We start from the raw sequence: 23,901 nt of genomic DNA on the forward strand, positions 1-23,901 counted from the left end.
CGATGAACAGCACAGGCCAATCTTTCGCTCTGCCACGCCCCGTGTTGCGATTGATCGCCGCCATTCTCACTGCTGTGCTGGCCACGGCGGGAACCGCCCTTGCCAAAGACAGCGAAGCGGTGATCGGCGGGGTGCCGGTCCATGTGTGGGAACCGGACCAGCGGACGATTGCCCGCCAGCCGGTCATTTTCTTCTCGCACGGGTTCCACGGCTGTTCGACCCAATCGAAATTCCTGATGCGGGCCTTTGCCAAGGCGGGCTACATCGTCTTCGCGCCCAATCATCACGATGCGACCTGCAACAATGGCGACCAGAGCATTCTCGACAAGCCGCAGGTTTCCCTGCGCAAGCCCCTGCGCTGGACGGAGGCCACGTTCAGGAACCGCGCCTATGATTTCAGCAAGGTGATTGCCGCCCTGAAGCGCGACCGGCAGTGGAACAGCCGGATCAACTGGAACGAGATGGGGCTCGCGGGGCATTCCCTCGGCGGCTATACCGTGCTGGGCATGAGCGGCGCCTGGCCCGGCTGGCGCATCGATGGCGTCAAGGCAACGCTCGCCCTGTCCCCCTATGTCGGTCCCTATCTGCACCGGGATTCGCTGCGGCATCTCGAAGCCCCGGTCATGTACCAGGGCGGCACGCGCGATATTTTTGTGACCCCGAAAGTGAGGCGGCCGGGCGGCGGCTACGACCTGTCGAAGGGCCCGAAATATTACGTGGAATTCCTGGGTGCGGGTCATCTGACGTGGACCGATCTCGGCCTGTTCACCCGCACGCGCATCAGTGAAGCCAGTGTCGCCTTCATGGATCGCTATGTCAGAGGCAAGACCGGCGATGCGCCGCTCAGCAGTCTTGCCGGGCGGTTCGGCGTGTCGGATTTTCGCTATGAACCCCGGTGATTCGGCGATGGGAATGCGGGTTTGGCGGTCTCACGAATTGTTTATCGCCCGGTGAACGGTGCAGGCATCCTTCAGGCAGTCTTTCTGTTGCGGGAGGGCAACAGTCCGCCACCCGCCTTGTTTGCGCCATATTGCCAACGGTCCGTTGCCATATTTTATGTGCGTTTAGAGCTGGTAAACCCGATCCATGCTATCTCACACTCCATCTCCCACCGCTAAATTGGTTCAATGATGCAAAACATGATTTCCCGCCGCGGTTTCCTGACTGCATTGACCGCAACAGCGGCCGTCGGCCTCGCCGGATGCGCCGCAATCCCGGATATGCCGGTTATCAAGGTTGACGACAATGGCCAGCCGCTCGCACCGCAGGCGGATGTCGATCCGGCCTTTGGCTCCTATGAAGCCATGTATGCGGCGCGCGAGGATGACGGCTATCAGTTGCCCGCCATTCCGATCAAGAGGATGAACAAGCGCTATCTGCGGCAGGTCGTTCAGGACCCGACCGGCGAACAGCCCGGCACCATCGTTGTCGATACCCAGAACAAGTTCCTCTATCTGGTGCGCGAGGGCGGTCAGGCGATCCGTTACGGCGTCGGCATCGGCCGCGAAGGCTTTGCCTGGTCCGGCCGCGCTGTTATCCAGTGGAAGCGCCACTGGCCGACTTGGACTCCGCCGGATGAGATGGTTGCCCGCCAGCCGGAGCTGGTGCAGTACAGCGCCCGCAATGGCGGCATGCAGCCCGGCCTGACCAATCCGCTGGGCGCCCGCGCCCTCTACATCTTCCAGAATGGCCAGGACACGCTCTATCGCCTGCACGGCTCGCCGGAATGGTGGTCCATCGGCAAGGCGGTTTCGTCGGGCTGCGTGCGCCTGATCAACCAGGACATTATCGATCTCTATGATCGCGTGCCGAACAAGACGCCGATCCTGGTGATGTAATCTGTCGCCTTTGTCCACATGGAAGGCCGGTGACCTGGGGTTGCCGGCCTTTTCTTTGAGCCAAAAGAAAAGCAGACCCGGCAAGGGGTCCGCCAAGAAGCCGTATCCTGAGGGGAGCGGGGGGAAATGATACGGTGCGTTTTCTCACAACATTTGAAGTCCGGAACTGACAAACGGCTCAATGCTGCCGTGTCATAGTGGACCGGCGATATTCCGATGCGCAATTCATCAAAAGTATGAGAAGCCGTGGTTTGACGCGGAAAAGTGCTGGTTATGGCGGTCCGTTTGTCGCAATTTGCCTTCCGCAGCGTCTGAACCATTGACCTTGCGGTCGAATAACCCTTCGATAGGGCGACCTATTCTCAGCGACGGAATCACTCTCATGGCAGTCAATACAGCAGCGCAATCAACCACCTGGACCTATGTCGACGGTGACTGGCACGAGGGCAACGTGCCTCTGATCGGGCCGCGCAGCCACGCCATGTGGCTGGGTTCGACAGTTTTTGACGGCGGACGCTGGTTCGAGGGCGTCTCGCCCGATCTTGACCGCCATTGCGCCCGGGTGAATGCCTCCGCCGCCGCGCTTGGTCTCCAGCCGACCATGAGCGCGGAAGACATTGCCGGTCTTGCCCGCGACGGGCTGAAAAAATTCGATGGCCGGATCGCCGTCTATATCCGGCCGATGTATTGGGCCGAGCATGGCGGCTATATGGGTGTGCCCGCCGATCCCGCTTCAACCCGCTTCTGTCTCAGCCTGTACGAATCGCCGATGCAGGAGCCCACGGGTTTTTCCGTCACCGTTTCGCCCTTCCGCCGTCCGAGCTTCGAGACGATGCCGACCAATGCCAAGGCCGGTTGCCTCTATCCCAACAATGGCCGCGCCATTCTCGAGGCCAAATCCCGCGGTTTCGACAATGCGCTGGTGCTCGATATGCTGGGCAATGTCGCTGAAACCGGCAGCTCGAACATTTTCATGGTCAAGGACGGGCATATTTTCACGCCCGCGCCCAATGGCACGTTCCTGTCCGGCATCACCCGCGCCCGCACGATCGACGTGCTGGCCGATTACGGTTTCCGCACGACGCAGGCGACCTTGACGGTGCAGGATTTCCTCAACGCCGACGAGATTTTCTCCACGGGGAACCATTCGAAGGTCGTGCCCGTTACCCGTATTGAAGGCCGCGACCTTCAGCCGGGTCCGATCACCAAGAAGGCGAGGGAGCTCTATTGGGAGTTCGCCCACTCCACGCCGAAAATTTAACGCCGAAACCGGATCAAACCGAAATATTGATCCGTTCCGCATTGCCCCCGGGGAAATACGGACCTATGTAACAAGCGCAGGTTTTGTCAGGATTGGCGTGCGCCCCGACGGGCTAACCAATTCTGATCACAGATTGAATCGAAGAGGAGACTTCCATGGCTTTCGAACTGCCCGCACTGCCGTATGATTACGACGCACTCGCCCCCTTCATGTCGCGCGAGACGTTGGAATATCATCATGACAAGCACCACAAGGCTTATGTTGACAACGGCAACAAACTGGCTGCCGAAGCCGGTCTTGAAAATCTCTCGCTTGAAGAGATCGTCAAGCAGTCCTATGGCAAGAATGCCGGCCTTTTCAACAATGCCGGCCAGCATTACAACCACCTGCATTTCTGGCATTGGCTGAAGAAGAACGGCGGCGGCAAGAAGCTTCCGGGCGCTCTGGAAAAGGCCATTGACTCGGATCTCGGCGGCTACGACAAGTTCCGCACCGATTTCATCGCTGCCGGCACCACGCAGTTCGGCTCCGGCTGGGCATGGCTCTCCGTCAAGAACGGCAAGCTTGAAATCTCCAAGACACCAAACGGCGAAAACCCGCTGGTTCATGGCGCAACGCCAATCCTCGGCGTCGACGTATGGGAACACTCCTATTACATCGACTACCGCAATGCCCGCCCGAAATACCTCGAAGCTTTCGTCGACAGTCTCATCAACTGGGATTACGTCCTCGAACTCTACGAAAAAGCCAAATAAGCTTTTTCCCGCGTGATATCGATGGAAAGGCCCCGTCATGGATGGGGCCTTTTTCTATTGTCCGCCCGGGCCGGCCGGAACCAGCGTTCCACTGGCACCATCACAGAATACGAATAATTGGATTGTCGTCAAGTCTTATTGCAAATGATTTTCATTTGCATATTAGAAAGGCGCAACTGCCGGACACCGCGGAGCGATGTCAGGCAGGGCGAGGGCAGGGAAATCTAGTTCCCGACAACCACCGTATCGTCAGGCCCGAGCAGGCGCCCGTCATCGGAGCGCAGCTCCAGCCGCCGCACCGGTTTACCCGTTTCGCGGTCGACCAGTTGGACTTTCGCCTGATAGCTGTCGGAGTAGTATTCTTCGCCCCATTGCCGCAGGGCGACAAGCAGCGGGAAGAGATCGCGGCCTTTTTCGGTCAGCACATATTCATTGTAGGCGCTGCCATCGGCGCAGGGCGCAATGGTGAAAATGTCATGGGCAACGAGATTACGCAGCCGCGTCGACAAAATATTCTTGGCCAGGCCAAGACTTCTCTGAAATTCCCCAAAACGCCGCGATCCCTCAAACGCGTCGCGTATTATCAGCAGTGACCACCAGTCTCCGATCGCATCCAGTGGCCTTGCCACCGGGCACGGATCATCCTTGTGGCTCGTTCGCTTGACCATTGTAGTCCCCCTTTTTTGGTCGCAGAGCAGTGCTCATCTTGTTTCTCCCTCTGCGAAGGGTAGTTGCAATATAAAACCGATAGAGCTAAGACGCAACAGGTTTTAATTTGCAACCACATTCGCAGGAGGATGCGATGAAGCTTGAGCAGGACGATAATCTGGTCACTGGCGGTGGACAAGCGGTCTATACGGATGAAATTGCTGAAAAAACGCCTTTCAGCGGGCCGCAGGCCATAGAATTCTCCCGCCCCCTGGCACTTCTGTTTGCCATTGCCTGCGGACTGGCCGTGGCGAACGTCTATTTTGCGCCGCCGCTGCTCGACGCCATTGCCGACAGCTTTGGCATGAGTCACGCCACCATCGGCATGATCGTCTCGATTTCGCAGGTCGGTTACGGGCTGGGCCTGCTGCTGATCGTGCCGCTGGGTGATCTGATCGACCGCCGCCGGCTGATCGCCGGCCAATCGGTTCTCTCCGCACTGGCCCTGCTGGCGGTGTGCTTTGCCCCGACCTCGCTCGCGCTGCTGGTGGCGATGGCCGCCATCGGCCTGCTCGCCGTTGTCACGCAGGCGCTCGTCGCCTATGCCGCCAGTCTGGCAAAGCCGCATGAGCGCGGGCAGGTGGTCGGCATCGTCACCAGCGGCATCGTCATCGGTATTCTGCTGGCCCGCACCATTGCCGGTGCCATGGCCGATCTGGCGGGCTGGCGCTCGGTCTATGCCGTCTCGGCGGTGCTGACGCTGATCATTGCAGCGCTGCTGTTTCACCTCCTGCCACGCAACGAAGTGCGGCGGACAAAAATCGCCTATCCGAAGCTGATCAGATCTGTCTTCCTGTTGTTTGCCGAAGAGTCGGTGCTGCGCATCCGTGCCGTCATTGCCATGTTCATCTTCGCCGACATCACCATGCTTTTGACACCGCTGGTGTTGCCGCTGAGTGCGCCGCCGTTTTCGCTGTCGCACACGCAAATCGGGCTGTTCGGTCTTGCCGGTGCTGCCGGAGCGCTGGCGGCCTCGCGGGCCGGGCGCTGGGCCGACCGGGGTCATGCGCAGCGCACCACGGGCATTGCCCTGACCATCATGCTCCTGTCGTGGCTACCGGTCGCCTTCATGCAGGTGTCGCTGTGGTTCCTGATCATCGGCATCGTGACCATCGATTTCGCCCTGCAGGCGGTGCATGTTTCCAACCAGAGCCTGATCTACCGTGTGCGTCCGGAAGCGCAGAGCCGCCTGACGGCGGGCTATATGATCTTCTACTCAATCGGCAGTGCGGCAGGCTCGCTCGGCTCCACGCTGGTCTATGCCTCCGCCGGCTGGACAGGGGTCAGCCTTGCGGGGGCGGGCATCAGTGCGCTTGCCCTGATGTTCTGGGCTGCAACCCGTCATCGCACGCCAGCCGGAGCGATGGCAGAGGCGGGGCAACATTAAACCCTTGGCGATGGGCATGCATGGCCCCGGCGATGACATCAAAATCCTCCGGGCTGATGGCTAGCACCCCGAAGCGGAACTGGTAGCCCCAGTTCTGCCTGCCCCTGGTGAAGCTGAGACTGTCGAGCAGCGGGCGGATGTCCGCTTCCGTGGCATCGAACCAGCCGATATTGCGGCGCCACGGCACGAATCCTCCGCCCATGTCGTGGCGGTAGGCGTCTTGCGCCTGCACCACGCCGATGGCGGTGAAAGCCTGCAGGCGGTCCTTGCCGCCGAATATCTCGGTCGGCGAATAATAGACCACCCCGTCGCCGGGCTTGATACGCTTCAGCGGGCCTTCCTTGCCGTGGCACACCTGCATGAAGCCGTCCTGCAGGCCGCGGCGGACATGGTCCGCCGAAGCAACTGCAATCCAGTGCCGGCTCATTGCGCCGTTCCCTGTTCCGGGGTTGCGGCAAACATCCGCAGCCGGTGACCATCCGGATCGAGGGCAACAAAGGTGTAGCCGAAATCCATGTGCACCGGCGCCTGAACGATCGGCAAACCGCGTGCCGCCCAGTCCTTGTGCGTTGCCTCGACTTCGCTGTCCGTATCCACGCTGAACACGAGTTCGCTGCCTGAACCAATGCTGGTAACGGCCGGTTCAACCTTGTCATGCGCCCAGACGCCGAGCAGCAGGCCGGAGTCGAGGGCAAACATGGCAAAATTGACCGTTTCTTCCAGCGGCTCGCGCTTGAGCAGAGCCGCATAGAAGGCGCGGCTGGTAGGGGCATTGGCAACGTAGAGAATGATGAGATTGGGGTTGGCCACGGCATTTCTCCTTCAGGTTGTGATGGGAACACCATAAAACGGCATGCTGCCAGTTTCTGGCAGTAGTGATCAGCGCGGCTGAGCGATACCCTGCGCGTCGCGCCACTCCTGCAACAGGACCTGCCGGCGCTTGGGATAGCGTATATCCGTTGCTTCGAGCCGCGACAGCCGGTCCGTGCGGAAATGCCGGAAATCCTGGCGCAGTTCACACCAGGCAACGATGACGCGCATTTTATCGAAGAAACCCAGCGCGAAGGGCCAGATCAGGCGGCTGGATTGACTGCCATTGCCGTCGCGATAGGTGATATCGAGCTTGCGCTCGCTGCGGATCGCTTTGCGCACGTCGGCCAGATCGATGCCATCGGTTGCCGATCCGTCTCCGGGACCAACCAGCAGGGCAGAGGTGTCGACGCTCTCTCGCAGGTCGTCCGGCAGCACCGCCGCGATCTTGTTGAGGGCATCACGCGCCGCCGTGGAAAGCCGGTTGTCCGGCTGTTTGGCCACCCAGCGCGAGCCGAGCACCAGCGCTTCGATCTCCTCTTCGGTGAACATCAGGGGCGGCAGCATGAAGCCGGGACGCAGCACATAACCAAGGCCGGGTTCACCCTCGATATGGGCGCCCTGCGCCTGCAGGGTGGCGATATCGCGATAGAGCGTGCGGATGCTGATGCCGGTTTCCTCCGCCAGCACCTTGCCGCTGACCGGACGCCGATAGCGGCGCATGGTCTGAATCAGGTCGAGAAGGCGCTGGGATCGGGACACGGTTACTCACCTGCGGGGATGCGTTGCCACATCATGCCATATTTTGGCAGTGGTTGCGAATTCAGAGTCTTGGCCGGTCGTTGATGACGTTTTGCAATCTGGACAGTTGCTTTGAAAGCCAGCAGGTGTTTTCGCAGATAAGGCCGGTGATATGGATGACGTTCTGAAATTCTTTTTGCGGAGAACGGTCGAAAATTGCCGCGTGATGCGCAATGTCATTGCGAAAGCGTCGCATGCTATCCAGACGGGCGCGGATACTTTCACGGCTTTCTCGCGGATCCGCATGCGGGAATGCGGCCCTGACCCCCTGTGCCCATAACTGCTTGTCGTAGGCGGCGGTCATGAGGGAGACCCAAAAGCCGAGTGACAAGCCGGCGACAATGTGGTCCTGACGGAGCATTGCGGCATGCTTCTTTTGCTCCCTTCGCTTGGTATCGATCAGCTCATCCTTCATTCGCGCCGGAAGAAGATTGATGAACCGGGGGTTCTCGTACCAGCGGTTGTGGAATCGTCCGACGACCGGCTTTTGAATTGCATTCCGCGCCGCGACTTCCGCAAATTGCATCGGCAGATACAAGGATTCGCAAAGACGCGCGTTCCAGATGTAGAGCCGGAGTGCCAGATGCCGGTCGCCTCCAGCGGCTGGCAGGTAGCGAGCGAGGCGGGCCGGAGACAGTGTGCTTTCGATGTCGGAGTGGACGGCCGGCACGCACGAAAACGGATATTGCATTCCTTTCCACCGTATCTTAAATTTTGAGCATGAGCTGCGGATGTGATCACTGCGCCAAGCGCAAATCTGCTGCAGACAAAAGTGAGGGCGGGCCGGAAGGCGCCGCCTTCGTCTTTTCAATCCCTTCAGATCTGCATATTGCGCGTTTGGACGCTATACGATTTTGGTCGTAGTCAGGTTAAGCCTTGTTGGCTTCCAGATAGGGCGCATAGAGGCTGCCGTCGCTGGCTGAACGCCGGAATTCCAGCACCCGCTGGCAGAAGGCGTCGAGTTCCGGATCGTCGGTCAGCACGTTCAGGATGAAACCGGTTTCGTCCCGTGCCGCGCTGCCGCCGTGATGGCCGGTGCGCTCGATCCAGAAGCTGGGGAAATTCTGGCGCGGCCGGCATGAATTGGATGAGCTGACGGCATACTGGTTGAGCCAGGCATAGCCCTGGATCAGCGGCTGGATGGTGTGGGCCTCAATCCGGTCGCGCGATACATTGTCCGTGTAGCAGGAATGGAAGACCAGCTCGACCTTGCCGGCGTGTTCCTGCCAGAGTTCGGGAAAAGCCCAGTCGAGGCAGATGAGAAAACCGCAGCGCACACCCTTGATATCGAGAGTCAGCGGCGTGTCGCCCGGCGCAAAGGCGCGCAGATCGTTGATCGAGCAGCGCCGCTTGTCATAACGCCCGGCAATCGCTCCCCTATCGTCAAACACGAACAGCGCATTGGTGGGCCGGGTGTGCGCGTGATCCCAATGCACCGAACCGGTGACGATCCAGATCGCATGGGCGCGAGCCGCCTCGGCAACCCTGTCCATGGCGGCGTTGAGCGTTGCCCATTCGAAATCATCCCAGGATGGCCATGTCGCGGCGCCATAGCCGGAGAGGGCGCATTCGGGAAAATGCACGACATCAGCACCGGCAGATGCGGTGCGGGCGATGAGATCGAGCATGTGGGCCAGATTGGCGTTGATGTCATGTGAAACCGGAAACTGGCAGGTGGCAACCGTCAGCCGGGCGGGCTTGCCGCGCGCGGAAGGCGGGACATCCCAGACGTGGTCGGCGCGTTTTTTCTTCACGGGCTTTTCCTTCGACTCACCAGCACCATGGAGTTTACCCGATTGCCGCTTATGCAAGAACCGGTGCGCTGCGCTGGCAGCGGACATTTTCGGGGGTAAGACACTTAAGTCAATAATTAAGTATTAGTTGCGCGATCGCCAATCGCGTGATACTTAAGCAATCGCTTAATGAATTGACCGGCAAGGGAGGACATCATGACCGGAGGTTCCGTCAACCATGCAACCATCATTGTCGAGCGCACCTATGATGCCCCGCCGGAGCGCGTCTTTGCTGCCTGGTCCAGTGTCGAGGCGCTCCTGCGCTGGAACGCCATGGGCGATGGCTGGCACGCGGCCTATGATCACTTCGATTTTCGTGTCGGCGGCGGTGACATCTTCCGTTTCGGCAAGACTGGCGGCGAAACCTATATCAGCACCAGTTCCTACCAGGATATCGTGCCGAATGAACGGATCATTTCCGCCGGCACGATGAGACGCGAAACGACGCCCATTTCCAGCAGCATCGTGACCGTTGACCTCACGCCATCGGGCAAAGGCTGCCGCCTTGTCCTCACAGAACAGGCGGCCTTTCTTGATGATGAAGACAAGCCGGAATACCGCCGGGCCGGCTGGAGCGCCATGCTCGACAATCTCGGCGCTGTATTGAAAAACCAGACGGTTTCAATCTGATCAGGGCGCTGAAACGATCCATTCGGCAAAGGCGGCCATGGCTGGTGTTGGCGTGCGCGATTGCAGCCGCGTCAGCCAGTAGCTTCCCAGCGAGATCGAGGTCTGGAACGGCTGTTCGATGGCGCCTGCGGTCAGGTGGCGTGAAAACATCATCGGCGGCGCAAGAGCAACGCCGATCCCCTGCAGGGCGGCTTCCATCATGGCCAGGGACGAGTCAAACACGATGGCTTTGTTCAATTGCGGCGAGGCGGGAACATTGGCCGCCGCGAACCAGTTGTTCCACTCATCCATGCGATAGCTTCTCAGCAGCGTGTGACTGGCAAGATCGGCGGGCTCCAGCAGCGTCTCGGCCAGCTGCGGCACGCACAGCGGCGAGAGCGGCGCCTCGAACAGGCGGGTCGCATCCGTGCCGTGCCAGGCGCCGCTGCCGAACCGGATGGCAAAATCAAGCCCTTCCGCCGCCATGTCGACGCGATTGTTGTTGGTCGACAGCCGAACCTCGATAAAGGGAAACTGTCGCTGGAAATCCGGCAGTCTCGGCAGGAGCCAGCCGACGGCGAATGTGCCGACCGCCCCCAGAAACAGCAGCTCGCGGACCTGTCCGCCCTCGATCCGGTCAAGCGTGTCGGCCATCCGGTCGAAGGAGCCGGTGACCACGGGCAAAAGCGCTTCGCCTTCCGCCGTTATCTTCAGGCCGCGCGGCAGGCGCAGGAACAGCGGTACGCCCAGGCGCATTTCCAGGCTCTTCACCTGCTGGCTCACCGCAGCCTGCGTCACGCACAATTCGATGGCCGCGCGGGTGAAGCTCAGGTGCCGCGCGGAAGCTTCGAAGGCTCTGAGGCCGTTGAGGGGGAGAAATGGCCGAACCATGGATACCCTAATTTTTCTTATGTCTGCCCCGAGATATCATGTTTTGACAGGGCATCCCAGCCGGTTAGATAGATGCGGCTCAGCAGGTCTGCGATGCAATGCGGAAGCCAGTCTTATGTCAGGCGATCTCCATGACCAGCACCTGCGGGGTTTTCAATCGGCGCGCAATCCGCGCCGGTCGCGGACCCGTCCACAATGCCGAACCAGCAAAGGAAGTCGAAGAAATGCCAGCGAAAGCCACCAGAGTTCTGCTCTCCATCCTGTTTGCCGCCTGTGCGCCAGCCGCCATGGGGCATGCGGCCGACAAACCGGCGACGGCAGTCAGGGCCGTCGTGGATGCGGCAATCAGACCGGTCATGGAAAAATACAATATTCCCGGAATGGCCGTCGCCGTGACGATCAAGGGAAAGCCCTATCTGTTTGACTACGGCGTTTCCTCCCGGGAAACCGGCAAGCCGGTCACGGCCGATACGCTCTTCGAGATCGGATCGATCAGCAAGACCTTCGTGGTCACGCTTGCGGCCTATGCGCAGGCAAACGGTCAGCTTTCCCTGTCGGACAAGACCAGCAAGTATCTGCCGTCCATGCGGGATACGGCCTTCGGCAATGTCAGCCTGATGCACCTTGGCACCCATACGCCGGGCGGCTTCCCGGTGCAGGTTCCCGACGAGGTGAAGAACGACGACCAGCTGATGACCTATCTGCAGAACTGGAAGCCGGCCTATGCCGCCGGAACATACCGGACCTATGCCAATCCGAGCATCGGCATGCTGGGTTACATCGCGGCAAAGGCGATGAACCGGAATTTTGCCGCGTTGATGGAAGGGCAGCTGTTTCCGGCCCTTGGCTTGAAAAGCACCTATATCGACGTGCCGGACACCAAAATGGCGGACTATGCCCAGGGTTATACCAGGAAGGATGTTCCGGCCCGGGTGAGCAAGGCGGTCCTTTCCTCGGAAGCCTATGGCGTGAAAACCACAAGCACGGACCTGATCCATTTCCTGGAAGCAAACATGAAAATGGCCAGGCTGGAAGGCAAGCTGCAGCGGGCGATCGCCGATACGCATACCGGCTATTTCAAGGTCGGCGCAATGACGCAGGACCTGATCTGGGAACAATATGCCTATCCGGTCGATCTGAAGACGCTACTGCGCGGCAACTCTCCCGACATGCTCAAGCCGACGCCGGTGACCGCGCTGACGCCGCCGCAGCCTGCCAGCGACGAAGTGCTCATCAACAAGACAGGTTCCACCAACGGGTTCGGCGGCTATGTCGCGTTCGTGCCGAAAAAGCAGTTCGGCATCGTCATTCTGGCCAACAAATACTATCCCAATGAGGACCGCATCCGCATGGCCTATCAGATACTGACGCGGCTGGATGCCAACAACGGCGCGAGCGAATAAGGGATGCCCTAGCGGGCCGTGCGAAGGTGTTTTCACATATTCGCACGGGCCGTTTTTATATGTGATCGCCCGCATCCCCCGTGCCATTGCTGCGCCATATTGATTATTCATCTCTGGTTCATGGGATTAGACTTAAGTCTATTCCCAAGGGACTTAACATGTCGAAATGCACGTTCTCAGGGCGCATTTCACTGGAGGCACTATGAAAAAGTTGATGTCAGCTCTTTTTGCCGTCGTGATGTCGATCGGAGCCCTCGGAGCAGCCGGACCGGTGTCCGCCGCCCCGATGACTGTCGAAAAGCCCATCACCGCAACAGGGCCAGCGGCTGCAGACAGCAATGTGCAGCGCGTTCAGTATTACCGTGACTATTACGATCGCCGCTACGACCGCCGCTATTATCGTCACTATGACCGCCGCTGGGATCGCCCGCACTGGCGTCACCGCTATGATCGCCGTTGGGACCGTCGTTGGGACCGCCGCTATTATCATCGCTATGACCGCCGTTGGGATCGCCCGTACTGGCATCACCGCCATGATCGCAGATGGCGCCGTATCTGACGGACAGAAAGCAAAACCCCGGCCGAAAGCCGGGGTTTTTCGTATGCGAACCAATGTCTGTCATACGAAAATGTGATCGTATGGGGCGGGTGCAATCCGGGATGTTTACTGTAGGGTTCGGACCCGGGAATGCCCCTGAAAACCCTTGAAGCCACATGTTTTTGAAGCCACGAGAGTTGGAGACATCCATGAAGAGACTGATTGCATTCGCTGCGGCGCCTTTGCTGGCCATGACAGTGTTTTCGGCTGCCGCAGGCGCTGATCCGATTGCGGACCGGCAGGCGATTATGAAGGATCAGGGCAAGACCATCGGCAGTATCGCCCCGATTGCCAAAGGCGAAAAGCCGTTTGATGCGGCTGCGGTGCTGGCGGCTCTCAGCAAGCTGAACGAGGATGCCCAAAAGATCGATCCGGCAGCGCTGTTTCCGGCCGGCAGCGACACCGGCGGCGAGACCACCGCTTCGCCGAAAATCTGGGAAGACAATGCGGGCTTCGTCGCTGCTGTCAACAAGTACAAGGCCGATGCCGCAGCAGCGGCTGCCACCAAACCGCAGGACCTTGACAGCTTCAAGCTTGCCTTCGCGCAGGTCTCGCAGAATTGCGGCGCCTGCCATCAGACCTTCCGCATCAAGAAGAACTGATCGGACAGGCGGGGGAGGCACAATGATCCGCAAGCTGCTGCTGCTCGTCATTGTGGCTGCCCTGGTGGGCGGAGCCGGATTCTGGTTGCTGTCTGCGCCGTCGCGGGTTGATCCGGCACGGCTTGCCGCCGCGGCTCCCGGTGATGCCAAGCGCGGCGAACGGGTGTTCTGGTCGGGGGGCTGCGCCTCCTGCCATGCCGCACCGGGCGCCAGAGGCGATGCGCGTCTGGTGCTGACAGGCGGCCATGAGCTGGTCACGCCGTTCGGTACTTTCGTTACCCCCAACATTTCTCCCTCCGGCAAGGGCATCGGCGCCTGGTCGTTCGAAGACCTGGCCAATGCCATGCTCGCCGGGGTATCGCCGGATGGAAGGCACTATTATCCCGCCTTTCCCTACACCTCCTATGCGCGCATGCAGGTGCAGGATATCGCTGATCTCTATGCCTACCTGAAAACGCTGCCGCCGTCGGACAATGTGGCGGCGGATCACCGGCTGCGTTTCCCCTTCACCGTCCGCCGGGGATTGGGGCTGTGGAAGCGGCTCTATCTGGCATCCGATCCGGTTCTGACCGTTGCCGGGGCGAGCGATGCGATCAAACGCGGCCAGTATCTGGTGGAAGGCCCCGGCCATTGCGGTGAATGCCATACGCCGCGCAACGCCATTGGCGGGCTGGATAAGAGCCGCTGGCTGGCGGGAGCCAAAGCACCAGAGGGCAAGGGGGTCGTTCCCAACATCACTGGCGGCGAGGGCGGTATCGACAGCTGGTCGGAGAAGGATATCGCCTATGCGCTGGAAAGCGGGTTTACGCCCGATTTCGACTCGCTCGGCGGTTCCATGACCGACGTCGTGCTGAACACGGCGCATCTGGAGCCAGCCGACCGTGCGGCGATTGCGGCTTACCTGAAAGCCATTCCTGCCCATCCCCGCGGTTTCCCAAAGCCCTGAATCGGCACGCCGCTGGGATGGCCTTTCGGCCAAACGATTTCATTTCATCCGGCCTGCCGGGGCATGATTTTTCTGATCCTGCCCATTGTTCAATATTTATGACGTCGATCCGGTTCCGCGTTTACCCCATCCTTGCGTCACAGGTGCCTGCTTATGGCAGCCCGCATGAGATGGAAAGGATGGCATCGATGTTAAACCGCAGACAGACTCTCGCCCTGATTGGTGCCGGTGCCGTGACCGCGCTCATACCCCTGACCGGCCGTGCTGCCACTGCGCCGGTCAAAACACTGCGCATCGGCTGGCAGAAGAACGGTGTCCTCGCCCTGGCCAAAGGGACGGGCGCGCTGGAGAAACGCTTTGCGGCGCGCGGCATCGCCGTGAGCTGGGCCGAATTCTCCTCCGGTCCGCCGCTGCTCGAGGCGCTGGGCGCCGGTGCGGTCGATTTCGGCCCGACCGGCGATGTGCCGCCGCTCTTTGCGCAGGCCGCGGGCGGCAATCTGGTCTATGCCGGCACCTACAAGGGCTCGCCGGACGGATCGGCCATTCTGGTGCGCAAGGGTTCGCCGATCAACAGTCTTGCCGATCTCAAAGGCAAGCGTGTTGCCTTCAAGCGCGGCTCAAGCGCGCACAATTTTACGGTCAAGGCGCTGCGCACGGCGGGCCTGTCGGTGAACGACATCACGGCGTCGGACCTGTCGCCGCCGGATGCGGCGGCGGCTTTTTCCTCCGGCCAGATCGATGCGTGGTCGATCTGGGACCCCTATCTGGCGGTTGCCGAAAAACGCCCCGAAACCCGTATTCTGGCAACGGGCCGGGGAATCGTCGACAGTTGGTCGTATTTCCTGAGCAATGGCGATTTCGCCGCTGCCCATGGCGATATCCTGAGCGACGTGCTGGACGAACTGGCGCGGGTTGGCCGGGCGGCGCAGGACAATCTGGATGAGACCGTCGCCGCCCTGTCGAAAATCACCGGCGTGCCCGAGGATATCCAGAGGGTCACGCTGACACGCGACGGTGCCCAGCTGGGCAATGTCGGAGCCGTCACCCCGGAGGTTGTTGCCTATCAGCAGGCGCTGGCGGATGAGTTCTATGCGTTGAAGATCATTCCCAAAAAACTCAACGTCAGCGATATCGTCTGGAAGGGCAGGCCCGCCTGAGCCGCCCATTCGGGGGAATCAGGACTTGCTATCCTCATTGCGCAGATTGGCATTGACGCGATTGAGAAAGGCCACGAACTGCGCCGTCTCGCCGGCGGAAAAACCCGTCATGGCCAGAATGTTGCCCTCGTTCAGCGCCGCATAGGCCTGCGGCAGGCGCTCGAAGGCGAGCGCGGTGAGCTCGATGATCTGGCTCCGCCGATGGGCCGGATCGGGCTTGCGCTGAATGAAGCCGTCCCGTTCCATCCGGGCCAGCGCCTGGGCCATGGACGGCTGTTCCACCTGCAGCAGCCGGGCCAGATCGGCCTGCGTCGATGCTTCGCCATTCTTCACCGCCACCAGAACCGGGAGATAGGCCGCGCCGAGACCAAGCGGCCGCAGCCGCTCCTCGCCTCTGCGCATCAGCTCTCGCGCTGCCTGCTTGATGAGGAAAGATGGGGTTTGTCTCGGGTCCGGGCCGGGCATGGCGATTCTCCTTGCATAGGACCCTATGATATAATAATAGGACCCTATGCAATCTACCAGTGAGATGATGAACATGTCAAAGAATTCAGGGATCGCCATTGTCGGCGGTGGCCCCGGCGGGCTGTTGCTCGCGCGTATGTTGTATCTGAAGGGCGTCGCCTTCACGGTTTATGAGCGGGATGAATCGGCCCTGCATCGCGGGCAGGGCGGTATGCTCGACCTGCATCCCGGAACCGGGCAGTACGCCATGAAGCGGGCGGGGCTGTTTGCCGAGTTTCAGCATTTTGCGCGCTACGAAGACCAGGGCACGCGGCTTTATGACAAGCACGGCCTGCTTGTCTACAAGGACGATGCCTCCGACGGGGACCGCCCGGAAATTGACCGCAGCCAATTGAGAGACCTGCTTTTGCGGTCCATTCCGGCAGACAGTGTTCGCTGGGGCTGCCGTTTGACGGAAGCCTTGGGGTGCGATGACGGCACGTTCGAACTGCATTTCGAAAACGGTTCCGTCGCCCGGCAGGATTTCGTTGTCGGAGCTGACGGCGTAGGGTCAAGGGTACGTGCACTGGTGTCGGACGAAAAGCCCCGGCATATCGGACTGACCCTCTATGAACTTGCGATCGACGATGCCGACGCGCGCCATCCCGATATTGCGGCGCTGGTCGGACGCGGCACGATGATTGCCAAGGGCGACGGCAAATCGATCTTCGCGCAGCGCAACGCCAATGCGCATATCCGCGTCTATGCGGCGCTGCGGGGCAAGGAGAAGCCGGGGTTCGAGGCGACGAAGGAAAGCCTTGCCGCGCAGTTCGCCGGCTGGGACGGCAGTCTGCTGCAGCTCATAGAATCGGCAAAGGACCCGGTGCGGCCCTGGCCGATTTGCGCGCTGCCAGTCGGGCACCGCTGGCAGAGCCGCGCTGGTGTGACGCTGATCGGCGATGCAGCGCATGTCATGCCACCGGCGGGCGAGGGTGGCAATCTGGCGCTGCGCGATGCCGCCGATCTCGCCGATGCCTTGACCGGGGACGAGGACCGGAACACGGCTGTGCGGGCTTACGAAGCCACGATGTGGGCGCGGGCCGCGACTGCTGCCAGCAATGCAATGCAGGCGATGGATGACGGTTTTGCTCAGGACAGTCTGGAAGCCACGATGAAGCGGATCAGCGGCGCGGCCTGAACTCAGCGCCTGTTGCACCCGATCAGCACGGAGTTCCCGTCGACATATTTGCTGCGCATGGTGTAGAGCCAGCCGCGGCATTCTTCCATCGTGCGGAAGCAGCGAAAGTCGGAAACCGGCACATTGTCGCTGCCCATGGAAATGATCGGATTGTCGGTCGTGCCGGAATAGCGGCCGACGATCACGCCTGATCCGCGCGGCGGGTTGTTGCAGCGCTGCCCGGCAAATTCGCTGACATTCTTGCGAACCGCTGCCTGCACCCCGGTTGTATCCAGAACCGAAAGCAGGGGCTGGGCGGCGAACGCCACGCCGAGCATCAGGACAAGAGCGCTTCGTTTCATCATAAACCTCCGCAGTGAACCAAGTCTGACATTGCTTCCCCACAAGCGCTTTGTGCCTTTATAGCCGAAACCGCAGCACGTGTAACCGTGACGAGGTGCACTGGCGAACACATCTGCGCGACCAAAGTCGAATTGACGGCGGAATAAGAAATAGGAATATTATCCCTTGAGTGCTTTCACGAGAAGTTAAAACCACCGCAGTTCCTGAGACCGTTTTGAGGATTTCGTCGATGGCAACGCGATTTTTTGACGATGCGCCCCATGCTTGGGAGCTTGCCGGGCCGGGCTCGGTCCGGGTTTCCGTCCGTGCCTTGCAACTGGCGCGCGATTTTGCTGCAGAAATCGAGCGAATGCGGCCGGGCGAAAGCTGGATCGTTTCCTTCGACTGGGCTGATGCCCGCAGCTTTCGCCAAGCCAATCAGCCGGGGCTATGGCGACATATCGGCCCCGGTATCGATCTGGCGGCATATGAGAGGCGGAAACTGCCGGAACACGCTCTGGCAATATTTGGAAATATGGAAATTGTCTTCAAGATTCCGGCTTATATCCTGGCAGTAAAGACAGAGCGCCTTATCGATACCGATCCGGATGACAGGTCAAAACTGATCTTGCGATAGGGGTACACGCGCGGGAAATGCCGTGCTGATATTTCCAGCTACCCAGTGCACCGGCCGCCCGCTGGTGTCAACGGGCGGCGGGGATGACGTGCCTGTGATCAGGCCGCGGTCTTGTTCACGAGCTTGAGGGCATAGGCATAGACATAGGCGACTTCCTCCAGATGGGAGAAGCGGCCGGAGGCACCCGCATGCCCCGCATCCATGTTGACGCGGAACAGCACGGGATGATCGTCGGTCTTCAGCTCGCGCAATTTGGCCACCCATTTGGCCGGTTCCCAGTAGGTGACGCGCGGATCGGTCAGCCCGGCAACCGCCAGAACAGGCGGATAGGCCTGTGCCCGGATATTGTCGTAGGGCGAATAGGACGCCATGTAGGCATAGTCCGTCGGCGAGGTGATCGGATTGCCCCATTCGGTCCATTCGGGCGGGGTAAGCGGCAAGGTATCGTCCAGCATCGTGTTGATGACATCGACAAAGGGCACTTCGGCGATGATGCCGCCAAAGGCTTCCGGCGCCATGTTGGCAACCGCGCCCATCAGCAGGCCGCCGGCCGAGCCGCCATGGGCTATGGTGCCTTGCGGGCTGGTAAAGCCTTCCGCCACGAGATGGCTGGCGACCGCGATGAAATCGCTGAACGTGTTCTTCTTGTGCAGGCGCTTGCCGTTCTCATACCAGGCATAGCCCTTGTCCTTGCCGCCGCGAATATGGGCGAGGGCATAGATGAAGCCGCGATCGACGAGCGACAGGCGCGTGGTGCTGAAACTTGCCGACATGGTCGAGCCGTAGGAGCCATAGCCGTAGAGCAGGCAGGGTGCGGAACCATCCAGTTTCGTATCGCGGTGATAGACGATGGAAACCGGCACGGTTTCGCCGTCCGCCGCCGGAGCCAGCAGCCGCCGCGTGACATAGTCGTCCGGGTTGTGGCCGGAGGGGACTTCCTGGGTTTTCAGCAGCGTGCGCTCGCGCGTGCGCATATTATAGTCGTAGAGCTGCGATGGTGTGGTCATGGAGGAGTAGGAGAAGCGGATGACCTCGCTGTCATATTCGGGGCTTCCCTGCAGGCCGAGGGAAAACGCCTCTTCGTCAAAGGCGATGGCGTGTTCCTCGCCCGTGTGGCGGTTGTGGATCATGATGCGCGGCAGGCCGTTTTCCCGCTCCAGCCAGACCAGATAATCCCTGTAGGCGCCATGGCCGAGCAGCAGGCGTCCCGGCTTGTGCGCCACCGCCTCGGTCCAGTTGGCCGGTTCCGGCGCGGTCACCGGCGTGCTCATGATCTTGAAATCCTTGGCACCGTCGATGTTGGTGAGGATGTAGAAGACGTCGCCGCCTTCGGTCATGCTGTATTCCACACCGGACTGGCGCGCGGCGACAAGGCGGGGTTCGGACGCGGCATCCCTGGCATCGAGCAGCCAGACTTCCGACGTTTCGTGATCGTGACAATCGATGAAGATGAAATCATCGAGCGCGCTGCCGCTGACGCCCATGAAAAAGCCGGGATCCATTTCCTCATGGATCAGGCGGTCCGCGCTCTCCGGCTGGCCGAGCACGTGGTAGAACAGGCGCGACGGGCGATGGTTGGCATCCACCTTGGTGTAGTAAAAGCCGGTTGACTGGGCATTCCACACGCCGTCACCCGATGTTTCGGTGACCACATCGGTCGCGTCGGCCAGCGTCGTCAGATCGCGCACCCGCAATGTGTAGAACTCGGATCCCTTGTCATCGAAACCCCAGATCATTTTGGCGTGATCCGGCGAATGATCGGCGGAAGCCAAGCTGAAATAGGCCTTGCCTTCGCCTTCCAGATCGCCGTCCAGCAGCATCGTCTCCGCGCCGCCGTCGCGCGGTATGCGGAAGAAGCGCGGATGCTGGCCGCCGGTCTTGTAGGACGTGCCATAGGCAAAGGGGCCGTCCTTGGAGGGGACCGAGGAATCGTCTTCCTTGATCCTCCCCTTCATCTCATCGAACAGGGTGCTCTGCAGCGCCTTCGTGTCGGCCATCAGCGCGGTTTGATAGGCGTTTTCCGCTTCCAGGTGGTTGCGGATGGCCGGATCGAGCACGGACGGATCCTTGAACACGTCCTGCCAGTTGTCGGCGCGCATCCACGCATAGTTGTCGACACGGGTTATGCCGTGGCGCGTGTCCGATACCGGGTGTTTGGCTGATTGCGGGGCGGGAAGAGAGGTGAAACGTGATGTTTTGGTCATGAAATACTCTAAGTACAGTGGATGGAAAGGCTGATGACTTTGCAACGGAACAATGTCGCACTTTGCCGGAGAACACGATGACAATCACATCTGCGAAGGATTCGTCAATCCTGCCTGTCCGGAACAGCGCCTTGCATCGGATGTGCCGATAGACGAGATCCGCCGGTTCATCTGCGAATACTGTGGCGCGCCGCCTGCAACACTATTGCGACGCTCGCGCGCCCGTCGCCAATCCGGTGACGAAAGTCGCGTCTTTTGCCGGTTTTACACCCATTCGGCCTCTGATCCGGGCTCCTGAGCAGGATTTTTCGCGCATATTTCCACGTAATTTGTCTTTTTGATCAAAAACAGAATTACTTATTATTGTCTCATGTTGCACTAAAGTAGGTCTGGCACTGCTCTGAGCGGCCTCCGTTGTTATAGAATGCTTGTGAAATGCGGATTGGTTCCTCATTTTTGCCATTTTTGGTCTTAGTGGTGTTGTGCGGATGTTCACGTGTGAACATTTATGTTATCATATGTGTAGCGGGATTTTAGCTTTCCTGGCCCAATCAGCGCCAGGTTCGCAGTAAATTCAATATCAAGGAAAAATTACAAATATTTCTTTTTTAGGTGAAGTATTGATTTGACAATTAGGGCTCCATCCTGAATACAGTGTCGTCATCAGTGTCAGGGTTTCTGATATTTGCAGATTTATACTGCTTGCTTTCCCGTGTAATACCAACTTTTCAAATTAGATGAAGGATTTGGACTTTGATGACAACATTCGACAATTCAAATACAGCTGCTGGAGACGTTCTCCTGGAACTGACCGCTGAATTGGTTGCTGCTTATGTAAGCAACAATTCAGTGCCATCTGGCGATCTTCCCGCGCTTATCGCTGATGTCCACGCTGCTCTTGGTCGGGTCGGCAGTGGTGCAGAAGCAGTCGTCGCGATTCAGGAAAAGCCAAAGCCTGCAATCAACCCGAAGAAATCCGTTGCGGATGACTACATTGTCTGCCTCGAAGACGGCAAGAAGTTCAAGTCTTTGAAGCGTCACCTGATGACCCATTACGGTCTGACGCCTGAGCAGTACCGCGAAAAGTGGGATCTGGATGCTTCCTATCCGATGGTTGCACCCAATTACGCTGCTGCGCGCTCGCGTCTGGCCAAGAATATGGGCCTCGGCCGCAAGCGCAAGAAGGCTGCGTGACAGCAAGCGGTTCAGACTATTTGCAAGACGGCGCCTTCGGGCGCCGTTTTGTTATCGGGGCTCTATTTCCCGCGCATAGGCGCCGGCACGGATTTCAGCCCGTCATGGATTTCAGCCCTCATGGACTTCAGCAAAGTATCCAGGGCTTGCTTGAGACCGATATGACGATTGAGGTCGTAGCTCCAGTGCCCCTTGCCGCCCTTGATCCTCTCTCGTTCAATCAAACGCTTTAACCGCCTGCAATAGGTCTGCTTTTCGGCCGCACCAAGCGCGATCACCGTGTCAAGGTCTTCGCCGCAGAGGATTTGCAGCGCCAGGCGTTGCCGCGCCATGCTGCGCTGTGCGTCCCTCGCAGCCAGGAATGCCGCCTTCTGCCTCGTCCATTCGCTTTGAGCCATGTTTCCGTCCTCGATGGTGGATGGACACACTTTGCCTTGGTTTAAGGAGTGTAGGACAAAAGTCCTAGATTGCGTGGGCGGTTTCAAAAAATAATTCATGAAAACAATGGCATGATGTTTGTGCGCGGGAAAACTTATCCACGGTCTTGCTGGGAATAATATAAGAAGATATTCCTATATATGAAGTGGAGCGAGCATGTCCGAGAATTTCCCCCATCTGATCCGCTCTGCCGGCGAGGCGCGGGCGATGATTGAGATCCTCCGTCAAGCGCGTCCGAAACCGAAGCGGGCAGAGCCCGTTGCCCCGGATGGGAGCGAACTGCCGGACGACCGTCTCTTTCATGTCTGCGACGGCGTCATCGACATTCTCGCCAGCTTCTTCAATGTCAGCGGCCGCGAACTGCGCGCGCATTCCCGTTGCGAGCGGTCGGTGGCCCGCGTCCGGCAGATCGGCATGTATGTGGCGCATGTTACGTTGTCGCTGAGCATGACGGAGGTTGGGCGTGCCTTCGGGCGCGACCGCAGCACGGTCAACCATGCCTGTCATCTGATCGAGGATATGCGCGACGAGCCGGAGTTCGACCGGGTTGTGCAGACCCTTGAAAACATTCTGCGGGCGGCGTTCCTGCGCAGCGGCATGGTGCGCCAATGAGCGTCCGGGGCAAAAGCGGTGCCGGCGTGCGCCGGGTGCTGTGCTTTCTGGCCAAGGCAGCCGCAGAACCTGCAACTGCAGGCAATGGCAAGATGACGCTGGAAAGTGCAGGGGGCGGCGCGATTTCCATCGGGACGGCGGTGCTTGACCATGTCCTGCGCGAAGGACTGGCGCGCGCCGCTGACGGTATGCTCATCATCACCGATGCGGGCAGGGCGTTCCTGCGCCGGCTGGATGGCGGGGCCGATGCCTTCGCCGCCCAGCATCGCCTTGAAACGCTGGCGGCACCGGTCGTCCGTCACGGCACGGCACGGGTCCGGCGCAACGAAGCGGAATCGCCGCTCGGCCTGTTGCGCCGGCGCAGGGATTCATCCGGCGCCCCGCTGATCAGCGAGGCCGCCTTCAAGGCCGGGGAGCAATTGCGCAACGATTATACGCTCGGCAATTTCATGCCGCCGCTTGGCGCCAACTGGAGTGCCGTGGGAAGCGGTGCCAGCCGCCGATCCGGCAATGGTGTCCTGGAAATCACCGATGCCGCACTGGCGGCACGGCAGCGGGTCGAGCGGGCGCTGGATGCGGTGGGGCCGGAACTGTCCGGCGTGCTGGTGGATGTCTGCTGCTTTCTCAAGGGCCTCGAGAGTGTCGAGCGGGAACGGCAGTGGCCGGTCCGTTCCGCCAAGCTCATCCTCAAGACGGCGCTGGCGGCATTGGACAGGCACTACTGCCCGCCATCGCCCGCCCGGCGCAATCCACGCATCATTCACTGGGGAGCCGGGGATTATCGCCCGACGCTTGCGCGGTAGCAGCGCCGTTGTCCGTGTCCTCAGTGCTGTGTGGCGCTGGCTGATCCGAGGGCCGCCTGCGCCTCGTTGCGGATGCGGGCAACCATCGAGCGCAGGCCGTTGGAGCGCTGTGGTGTCAGGTTTTCGTTCAGGCCCAGCTTCTTCAGGATGGCTTCCGGATCGATGGCGAGGATTTCCGACGCCTTCCTGCCGGAATAGAGCACCATCATGATGGCGACGAGGCCGCGCACGATATGCGCATCGGAATCGCCGAGGAAATCGATGACCGGATCGGCGCCATCGCTCGGCGTGCTCTTCAGCCAGACCTGGCTGACACAGCCATTGACCTTGTGCACCGCATCGCGGGCGGCATCCGGATAGGGCTTCAATTCGCGGCCGAGATCGATGACATAGCGGTAGCGGTCTTCCCAATCGTCCAGGAAGTCGAAATCCGCGATGATGTCGTCAATTGTCTGTGCCATAGGTCCAGTCTCACATGTGATGTGGCACAT

Annotated in this window: 28 protein-coding genes; 16 read left to right on the forward strand and 12 right to left on the reverse strand. The window is 60.0% G+C overall.

Going from position 1 to position 23,901, the window contains the following annotated elements; genetic code table 11:
• The first annotated feature begins 2 nt into the window (after positions 1–2).
• The 4 genes from ACIQWS_RS04625 (at position 3) to ACIQWS_RS04640 (ending at position 3,854) form a co-directional block, all read left to right on the forward strand.
• Positions 3–899 (forward strand): alpha/beta hydrolase family protein, encoded by an 897-nt coding sequence (locus tag ACIQWS_RS04625; RefSeq protein WP_403170808.1) that lies wholly within the window; start codon positions 3–5, stop codon positions 897–899.
• A 231-nt stretch (positions 900–1,130) separates the two neighbouring features.
• The gene (locus tag ACIQWS_RS04630; RefSeq protein ID WP_223611415.1) at positions 1,131–1,838 is read left to right on the forward strand and encodes a L,D-transpeptidase; all 708 of its coding nucleotides are present in this window, start codon (positions 1,131–1,133) and stop codon (positions 1,836–1,838) included.
• Positions 1,839–2,220: 382 nt separating this feature from the next.
• Entirely contained in the window at positions 2,221–3,099 is an 879-nt protein-coding gene (locus ACIQWS_RS04635) for a branched-chain amino acid aminotransferase (protein ID WP_223611414.1), read from the forward strand.
• 155 nt (positions 3,100–3,254) lie between these two features.
• Positions 3,255–3,854: a superoxide dismutase gene (locus ACIQWS_RS04640; protein ID WP_105737248.1), complete on the forward strand. Its 600-nt coding sequence runs from the start codon at positions 3,255–3,257 to the stop codon at positions 3,852–3,854.
• Between the two features lie 224 nt (positions 3,855–4,078).
• On the opposite strand, the gene ACIQWS_RS04645 is transcribed toward ACIQWS_RS04640, so the two are convergent.
• The gene (locus ACIQWS_RS04645) at positions 4,079–4,522 is read right to left on the reverse strand and encodes a helix-turn-helix domain-containing protein (protein ID WP_346307893.1); all 444 of its coding nucleotides are present in this window, start codon (positions 4,520–4,522) and stop codon (positions 4,079–4,081) included.
• 134 nt (positions 4,523–4,656) lie between these two features.
• On the opposite strand from ACIQWS_RS04645, the gene ACIQWS_RS04650 reads away from it, so the two are divergent.
• A complete protein-coding gene (locus ACIQWS_RS04650) occupies positions 4,657–5,949 on the forward strand; it encodes an MFS transporter (RefSeq protein ID WP_403170822.1) in 1,293 nt (430 codons plus the stop codon).
• Here the strand turns inward: ACIQWS_RS04650 and ACIQWS_RS04655 are convergent.
• The 5 genes from ACIQWS_RS04655 to ACIQWS_RS04675 all read right to left on the reverse strand — a co-directional run bounded on the left by ACIQWS_RS04655 (position 5,867) and on the right by ACIQWS_RS04675 (position 9,314).
• A complete protein-coding gene (locus ACIQWS_RS04655) occupies positions 5,867–6,376 on the reverse strand; it encodes an EVE domain-containing protein (protein WP_403170826.1) in 510 nt (169 codons plus the stop codon). The two genes, ACIQWS_RS04650 and ACIQWS_RS04655, sit on opposite strands and share 83 nt — an antisense overlap.
• Entirely contained in the window at positions 6,373–6,759 is a 387-nt protein-coding gene (locus tag ACIQWS_RS04660) for a VOC family protein (protein ID WP_403170829.1), read from the reverse strand. Before ACIQWS_RS04660 ends, ACIQWS_RS04655 begins: the two co-directional genes overlap by 4 nt.
• Before the next feature lie 69 nt (positions 6,760–6,828).
• Positions 6,829–7,521 (reverse strand): YafY family protein, encoded by a 693-nt coding sequence (locus ACIQWS_RS04665; RefSeq protein ID WP_346307897.1) that lies wholly within the window; start codon positions 7,519–7,521, stop codon positions 6,829–6,831.
• A gap of 61 nt (positions 7,522–7,582) precedes the next feature.
• Complete coding sequence (locus tag ACIQWS_RS04670; RefSeq protein ID WP_403170837.1) at positions 7,583–8,251, reverse strand: hypothetical protein; 669 nt, start codon at positions 8,249–8,251, stop codon at positions 7,583–7,585.
• Positions 8,252–8,429: 178 nt separating this feature from the next.
• Positions 8,430–9,314 carry a carbon-nitrogen hydrolase family protein gene (locus ACIQWS_RS04675; protein WP_403170841.1) on the reverse strand — a complete coding sequence of 295 codons (885 nt, stop codon included), beginning with the start codon at positions 9,312–9,314 and terminating at the stop codon, positions 8,430–8,432.
• A 195-nt stretch (positions 9,315–9,509) separates the two neighbouring features.
• On the opposite strand from ACIQWS_RS04675, the gene ACIQWS_RS04680 reads away from it, so the two are divergent.
• A complete protein-coding gene (locus tag ACIQWS_RS04680; protein ID WP_403170843.1) occupies positions 9,510–9,983 on the forward strand; it encodes an SRPBCC family protein in 474 nt (157 codons plus the stop codon).
• Here ACIQWS_RS04680 and ACIQWS_RS04685 read toward each other — a convergent pair whose 3' ends face one another.
• Entirely contained in the window at positions 9,984–10,853 is an 870-nt protein-coding gene (locus ACIQWS_RS04685) for a LysR family transcriptional regulator (protein WP_403170846.1), read from the reverse strand.
• A 224-nt stretch (positions 10,854–11,077) separates the two neighbouring features.
• Between ACIQWS_RS04685 and ampC the strand changes: the two genes are divergently transcribed.
• The 5 genes from ampC (at position 11,078) to ACIQWS_RS04710 (ending at position 15,559) form a co-directional block, all read left to right on the forward strand.
• Positions 11,078–12,256: a class C beta-lactamase gene (gene ampC, locus ACIQWS_RS04690; RefSeq protein ID WP_403177483.1), complete on the forward strand. Its 1,179-nt coding sequence runs from the start codon at positions 11,078–11,080 to the stop codon at positions 12,254–12,256.
• A gap of 214 nt (positions 12,257–12,470) precedes the next feature.
• Positions 12,471–12,815 carry a hypothetical protein gene (locus ACIQWS_RS04695; RefSeq protein WP_346307901.1) on the forward strand — a complete coding sequence of 115 codons (345 nt, stop codon included), beginning with the start codon at positions 12,471–12,473 and terminating at the stop codon, positions 12,813–12,815.
• 188 nt (positions 12,816–13,003) lie between these two features.
• Positions 13,004–13,456: a cytochrome c gene (locus ACIQWS_RS04700; RefSeq protein ID WP_346307902.1), complete on the forward strand. Its 453-nt coding sequence runs from the start codon at positions 13,004–13,006 to the stop codon at positions 13,454–13,456.
• Positions 13,457–13,478: 22 nt separating this feature from the next.
• Positions 13,479–14,402 carry a c-type cytochrome gene (locus ACIQWS_RS04705; protein WP_403170853.1) on the forward strand — a complete coding sequence of 308 codons (924 nt, stop codon included), beginning with the start codon at positions 13,479–13,481 and terminating at the stop codon, positions 14,400–14,402.
• A gap of 188 nt (positions 14,403–14,590) precedes the next feature.
• Positions 14,591–15,559: an aliphatic sulfonate ABC transporter substrate-binding protein gene (locus ACIQWS_RS04710; RefSeq protein ID WP_403170856.1), complete on the forward strand. Its 969-nt coding sequence runs from the start codon at positions 14,591–14,593 to the stop codon at positions 15,557–15,559.
• 18 nt (positions 15,560–15,577) lie between these two features.
• On the opposite strand, the gene ACIQWS_RS04715 is transcribed toward ACIQWS_RS04710, so the two are convergent.
• Complete coding sequence (locus ACIQWS_RS04715) at positions 15,578–16,024, reverse strand: MarR family winged helix-turn-helix transcriptional regulator (protein WP_403170860.1); 447 nt, start codon at positions 16,022–16,024, stop codon at positions 15,578–15,580.
• 73 nt (positions 16,025–16,097) lie between these two features.
• Here ACIQWS_RS04715 and ACIQWS_RS04720 point away from each other — a divergent pair, with 73 nt between their 5' ends.
• Entirely contained in the window at positions 16,098–17,201 is a 1,104-nt protein-coding gene (locus tag ACIQWS_RS04720; protein WP_403170865.1) for an FAD-dependent oxidoreductase, read from the forward strand.
• A gap of 2 nt (positions 17,202–17,203) precedes the next feature.
• On the opposite strand, the gene ACIQWS_RS04725 is transcribed toward ACIQWS_RS04720, so the two are convergent.
• Entirely contained in the window at positions 17,204–17,542 is a 339-nt protein-coding gene (locus tag ACIQWS_RS04725) for a metallophosphoesterase (RefSeq protein ID WP_346307906.1), read from the reverse strand.
• 170 nt (positions 17,543–17,712) lie between these two features.
• Here ACIQWS_RS04725 and ACIQWS_RS04730 point away from each other — a divergent pair, with 170 nt between their 5' ends.
• Entirely contained in the window at positions 17,713–18,159 is a 447-nt protein-coding gene (locus tag ACIQWS_RS04730) for a hypothetical protein (protein WP_403170870.1), read from the forward strand.
• A gap of 98 nt (positions 18,160–18,257) precedes the next feature.
• Here the strand turns inward: ACIQWS_RS04730 and ACIQWS_RS04735 are convergent, their stop codons facing one another.
• Positions 18,258–20,363 (reverse strand): S9 family peptidase, encoded by a 2,106-nt coding sequence (locus ACIQWS_RS04735; protein ID WP_403170873.1) that lies wholly within the window; start codon positions 20,361–20,363, stop codon positions 18,258–18,260.
• 756 nt (positions 20,364–21,119) lie between these two features.
• Here ACIQWS_RS04735 and ACIQWS_RS04740 point away from each other — a divergent pair.
• On the forward strand, positions 21,120–21,557 hold the full coding sequence (locus ACIQWS_RS04740) for a MucR family transcriptional regulator (RefSeq protein ID WP_091880604.1): 438 nt from the start codon (positions 21,120–21,122) through the stop codon (positions 21,555–21,557).
• A gap of 62 nt (positions 21,558–21,619) precedes the next feature.
• Here ACIQWS_RS04740 and ACIQWS_RS04745 read toward each other — a convergent pair whose 3' ends face one another.
• Positions 21,620–21,955: a cytoplasmic protein gene (locus ACIQWS_RS04745; protein ID WP_403170878.1), complete on the reverse strand. Its 336-nt coding sequence runs from the start codon at positions 21,953–21,955 to the stop codon at positions 21,620–21,622.
• A 196-nt stretch (positions 21,956–22,151) separates the two neighbouring features.
• On the opposite strand from ACIQWS_RS04745, the gene ACIQWS_RS04750 reads away from it, so the two are divergent.
• On the forward strand, positions 22,152–22,607 hold the full coding sequence (locus tag ACIQWS_RS04750; RefSeq protein ID WP_346307910.1) for a helix-turn-helix domain-containing protein: 456 nt from the start codon (positions 22,152–22,154) through the stop codon (positions 22,605–22,607).
• A complete protein-coding gene (locus ACIQWS_RS04755; RefSeq protein ID WP_403170886.1) occupies positions 22,604–23,410 on the forward strand; it encodes a DUF6456 domain-containing protein in 807 nt (268 codons plus the stop codon). The genes ACIQWS_RS04750 and ACIQWS_RS04755 overlap by 4 nt, the downstream gene beginning before the upstream one ends.
• Before the next feature lie 20 nt (positions 23,411–23,430).
• Here ACIQWS_RS04755 and ACIQWS_RS04760 read toward each other — a convergent pair whose 3' ends face one another.
• Entirely contained in the window at positions 23,431–23,871 is a 441-nt protein-coding gene (locus tag ACIQWS_RS04760) for a SufE family protein (RefSeq protein ID WP_403170889.1), read from the reverse strand.
• Positions 23,872–23,901 lie beyond the last annotated feature (30 nt).

Source organism: Phyllobacterium sp. NPDC097923 (genome assembly GCF_044760925.1).
Taxonomy (GTDB): Bacteria; Pseudomonadota; Alphaproteobacteria; order Rhizobiales; family Rhizobiaceae; genus Phyllobacterium; species Phyllobacterium calauticae.

Bases quoted from the DNA above. Each gene is read 5' to 3' on its own strand.
- ACIQWS_RS04625 (WP_403170808.1), top strand. From the start codon at position 3: ATGAACAGCACAGGCCAATCTTTCGCTCTGCCACGCCCCGTGTTGCGA.
- ACIQWS_RS04630 (WP_223611415.1), top strand. From the start codon at position 1,131: ATGCAAAACATGATTTCCCGCCGCGGTTTCCTGACTGCATTGACCGCA.
- ACIQWS_RS04635 (WP_223611414.1), top strand. From the start codon at position 2,221: ATGGCAGTCAATACAGCAGCGCAATCAACCACCTGGACCTATGTCGAC.
- ACIQWS_RS04640 (WP_105737248.1), top strand. From the start codon at position 3,255: ATGGCTTTCGAACTGCCCGCACTGCCGTATGATTACGACGCACTCGCC.
- ACIQWS_RS04645 (WP_346307893.1), bottom strand. From the start codon at position 4,522: ATGGTCAAGCGAACGAGCCACAAGGATGATCCGTGCCCGGTGGCAAGG.
- ACIQWS_RS04650 (WP_403170822.1), top strand. From the start codon at position 4,657: ATGAAGCTTGAGCAGGACGATAATCTGGTCACTGGCGGTGGACAAGCG.
- ACIQWS_RS04655 (WP_403170826.1), bottom strand. From the start codon at position 6,376: ATGAGCCGGCACTGGATTGCAGTTGCTTCGGCGGACCATGTCCGCCGC.
- ACIQWS_RS04670 (WP_403170837.1), bottom strand. From the start codon at position 8,251: ATGCAATATCCGTTTTCGTGCGTGCCGGCCGTCCACTCCGACATCGAA.
- ACIQWS_RS04680 (WP_403170843.1), top strand. From the start codon at position 9,510: ATGACCGGAGGTTCCGTCAACCATGCAACCATCATTGTCGAGCGCACC.
- ACIQWS_RS04685 (WP_403170846.1), bottom strand. From the start codon at position 10,853: ATGGTTCGGCCATTTCTCCCCCTCAACGGCCTCAGAGCCTTCGAAGCT.
- ampC (WP_403177483.1), top strand. From the start codon at position 11,078: ATGCCAGCGAAAGCCACCAGAGTTCTGCTCTCCATCCTGTTTGCCGCC.
- ACIQWS_RS04695 (WP_346307901.1), top strand. From the start codon at position 12,471: ATGTCAGCTCTTTTTGCCGTCGTGATGTCGATCGGAGCCCTCGGAGCA.
- ACIQWS_RS04700 (WP_346307902.1), top strand. From the start codon at position 13,004: ATGAAGAGACTGATTGCATTCGCTGCGGCGCCTTTGCTGGCCATGACA.
- ACIQWS_RS04705 (WP_403170853.1), top strand. From the start codon at position 13,479: ATGATCCGCAAGCTGCTGCTGCTCGTCATTGTGGCTGCCCTGGTGGGC.
- ACIQWS_RS04710 (WP_403170856.1), top strand. From the start codon at position 14,591: ATGTTAAACCGCAGACAGACTCTCGCCCTGATTGGTGCCGGTGCCGTG.
- ACIQWS_RS04715 (WP_403170860.1), bottom strand. From the start codon at position 16,024: ATGCCCGGCCCGGACCCGAGACAAACCCCATCTTTCCTCATCAAGCAG.
- ACIQWS_RS04720 (WP_403170865.1), top strand. From the start codon at position 16,098: ATGTCAAAGAATTCAGGGATCGCCATTGTCGGCGGTGGCCCCGGCGGG.
- ACIQWS_RS04725 (WP_346307906.1), bottom strand. From the start codon at position 17,542: ATGAAACGAAGCGCTCTTGTCCTGATGCTCGGCGTGGCGTTCGCCGCC.
- ACIQWS_RS04735 (WP_403170873.1), bottom strand. From the start codon at position 20,363: ATGACCAAAACATCACGTTTCACCTCTCTTCCCGCCCCGCAATCAGCC.
- ACIQWS_RS04740 (WP_091880604.1), top strand. From the start codon at position 21,120: ATGACAACATTCGACAATTCAAATACAGCTGCTGGAGACGTTCTCCTG.
- ACIQWS_RS04745 (WP_403170878.1), bottom strand. From the start codon at position 21,955: ATGGCTCAAAGCGAATGGACGAGGCAGAAGGCGGCATTCCTGGCTGCG.
- ACIQWS_RS04750 (WP_346307910.1), top strand. From the start codon at position 22,152: ATGTCCGAGAATTTCCCCCATCTGATCCGCTCTGCCGGCGAGGCGCGG.
- ACIQWS_RS04755 (WP_403170886.1), top strand. From the start codon at position 22,604: ATGAGCGTCCGGGGCAAAAGCGGTGCCGGCGTGCGCCGGGTGCTGTGC.
- ACIQWS_RS04760 (WP_403170889.1), bottom strand. From the start codon at position 23,871: ATGGCACAGACAATTGACGACATCATCGCGGATTTCGACTTCCTGGAC.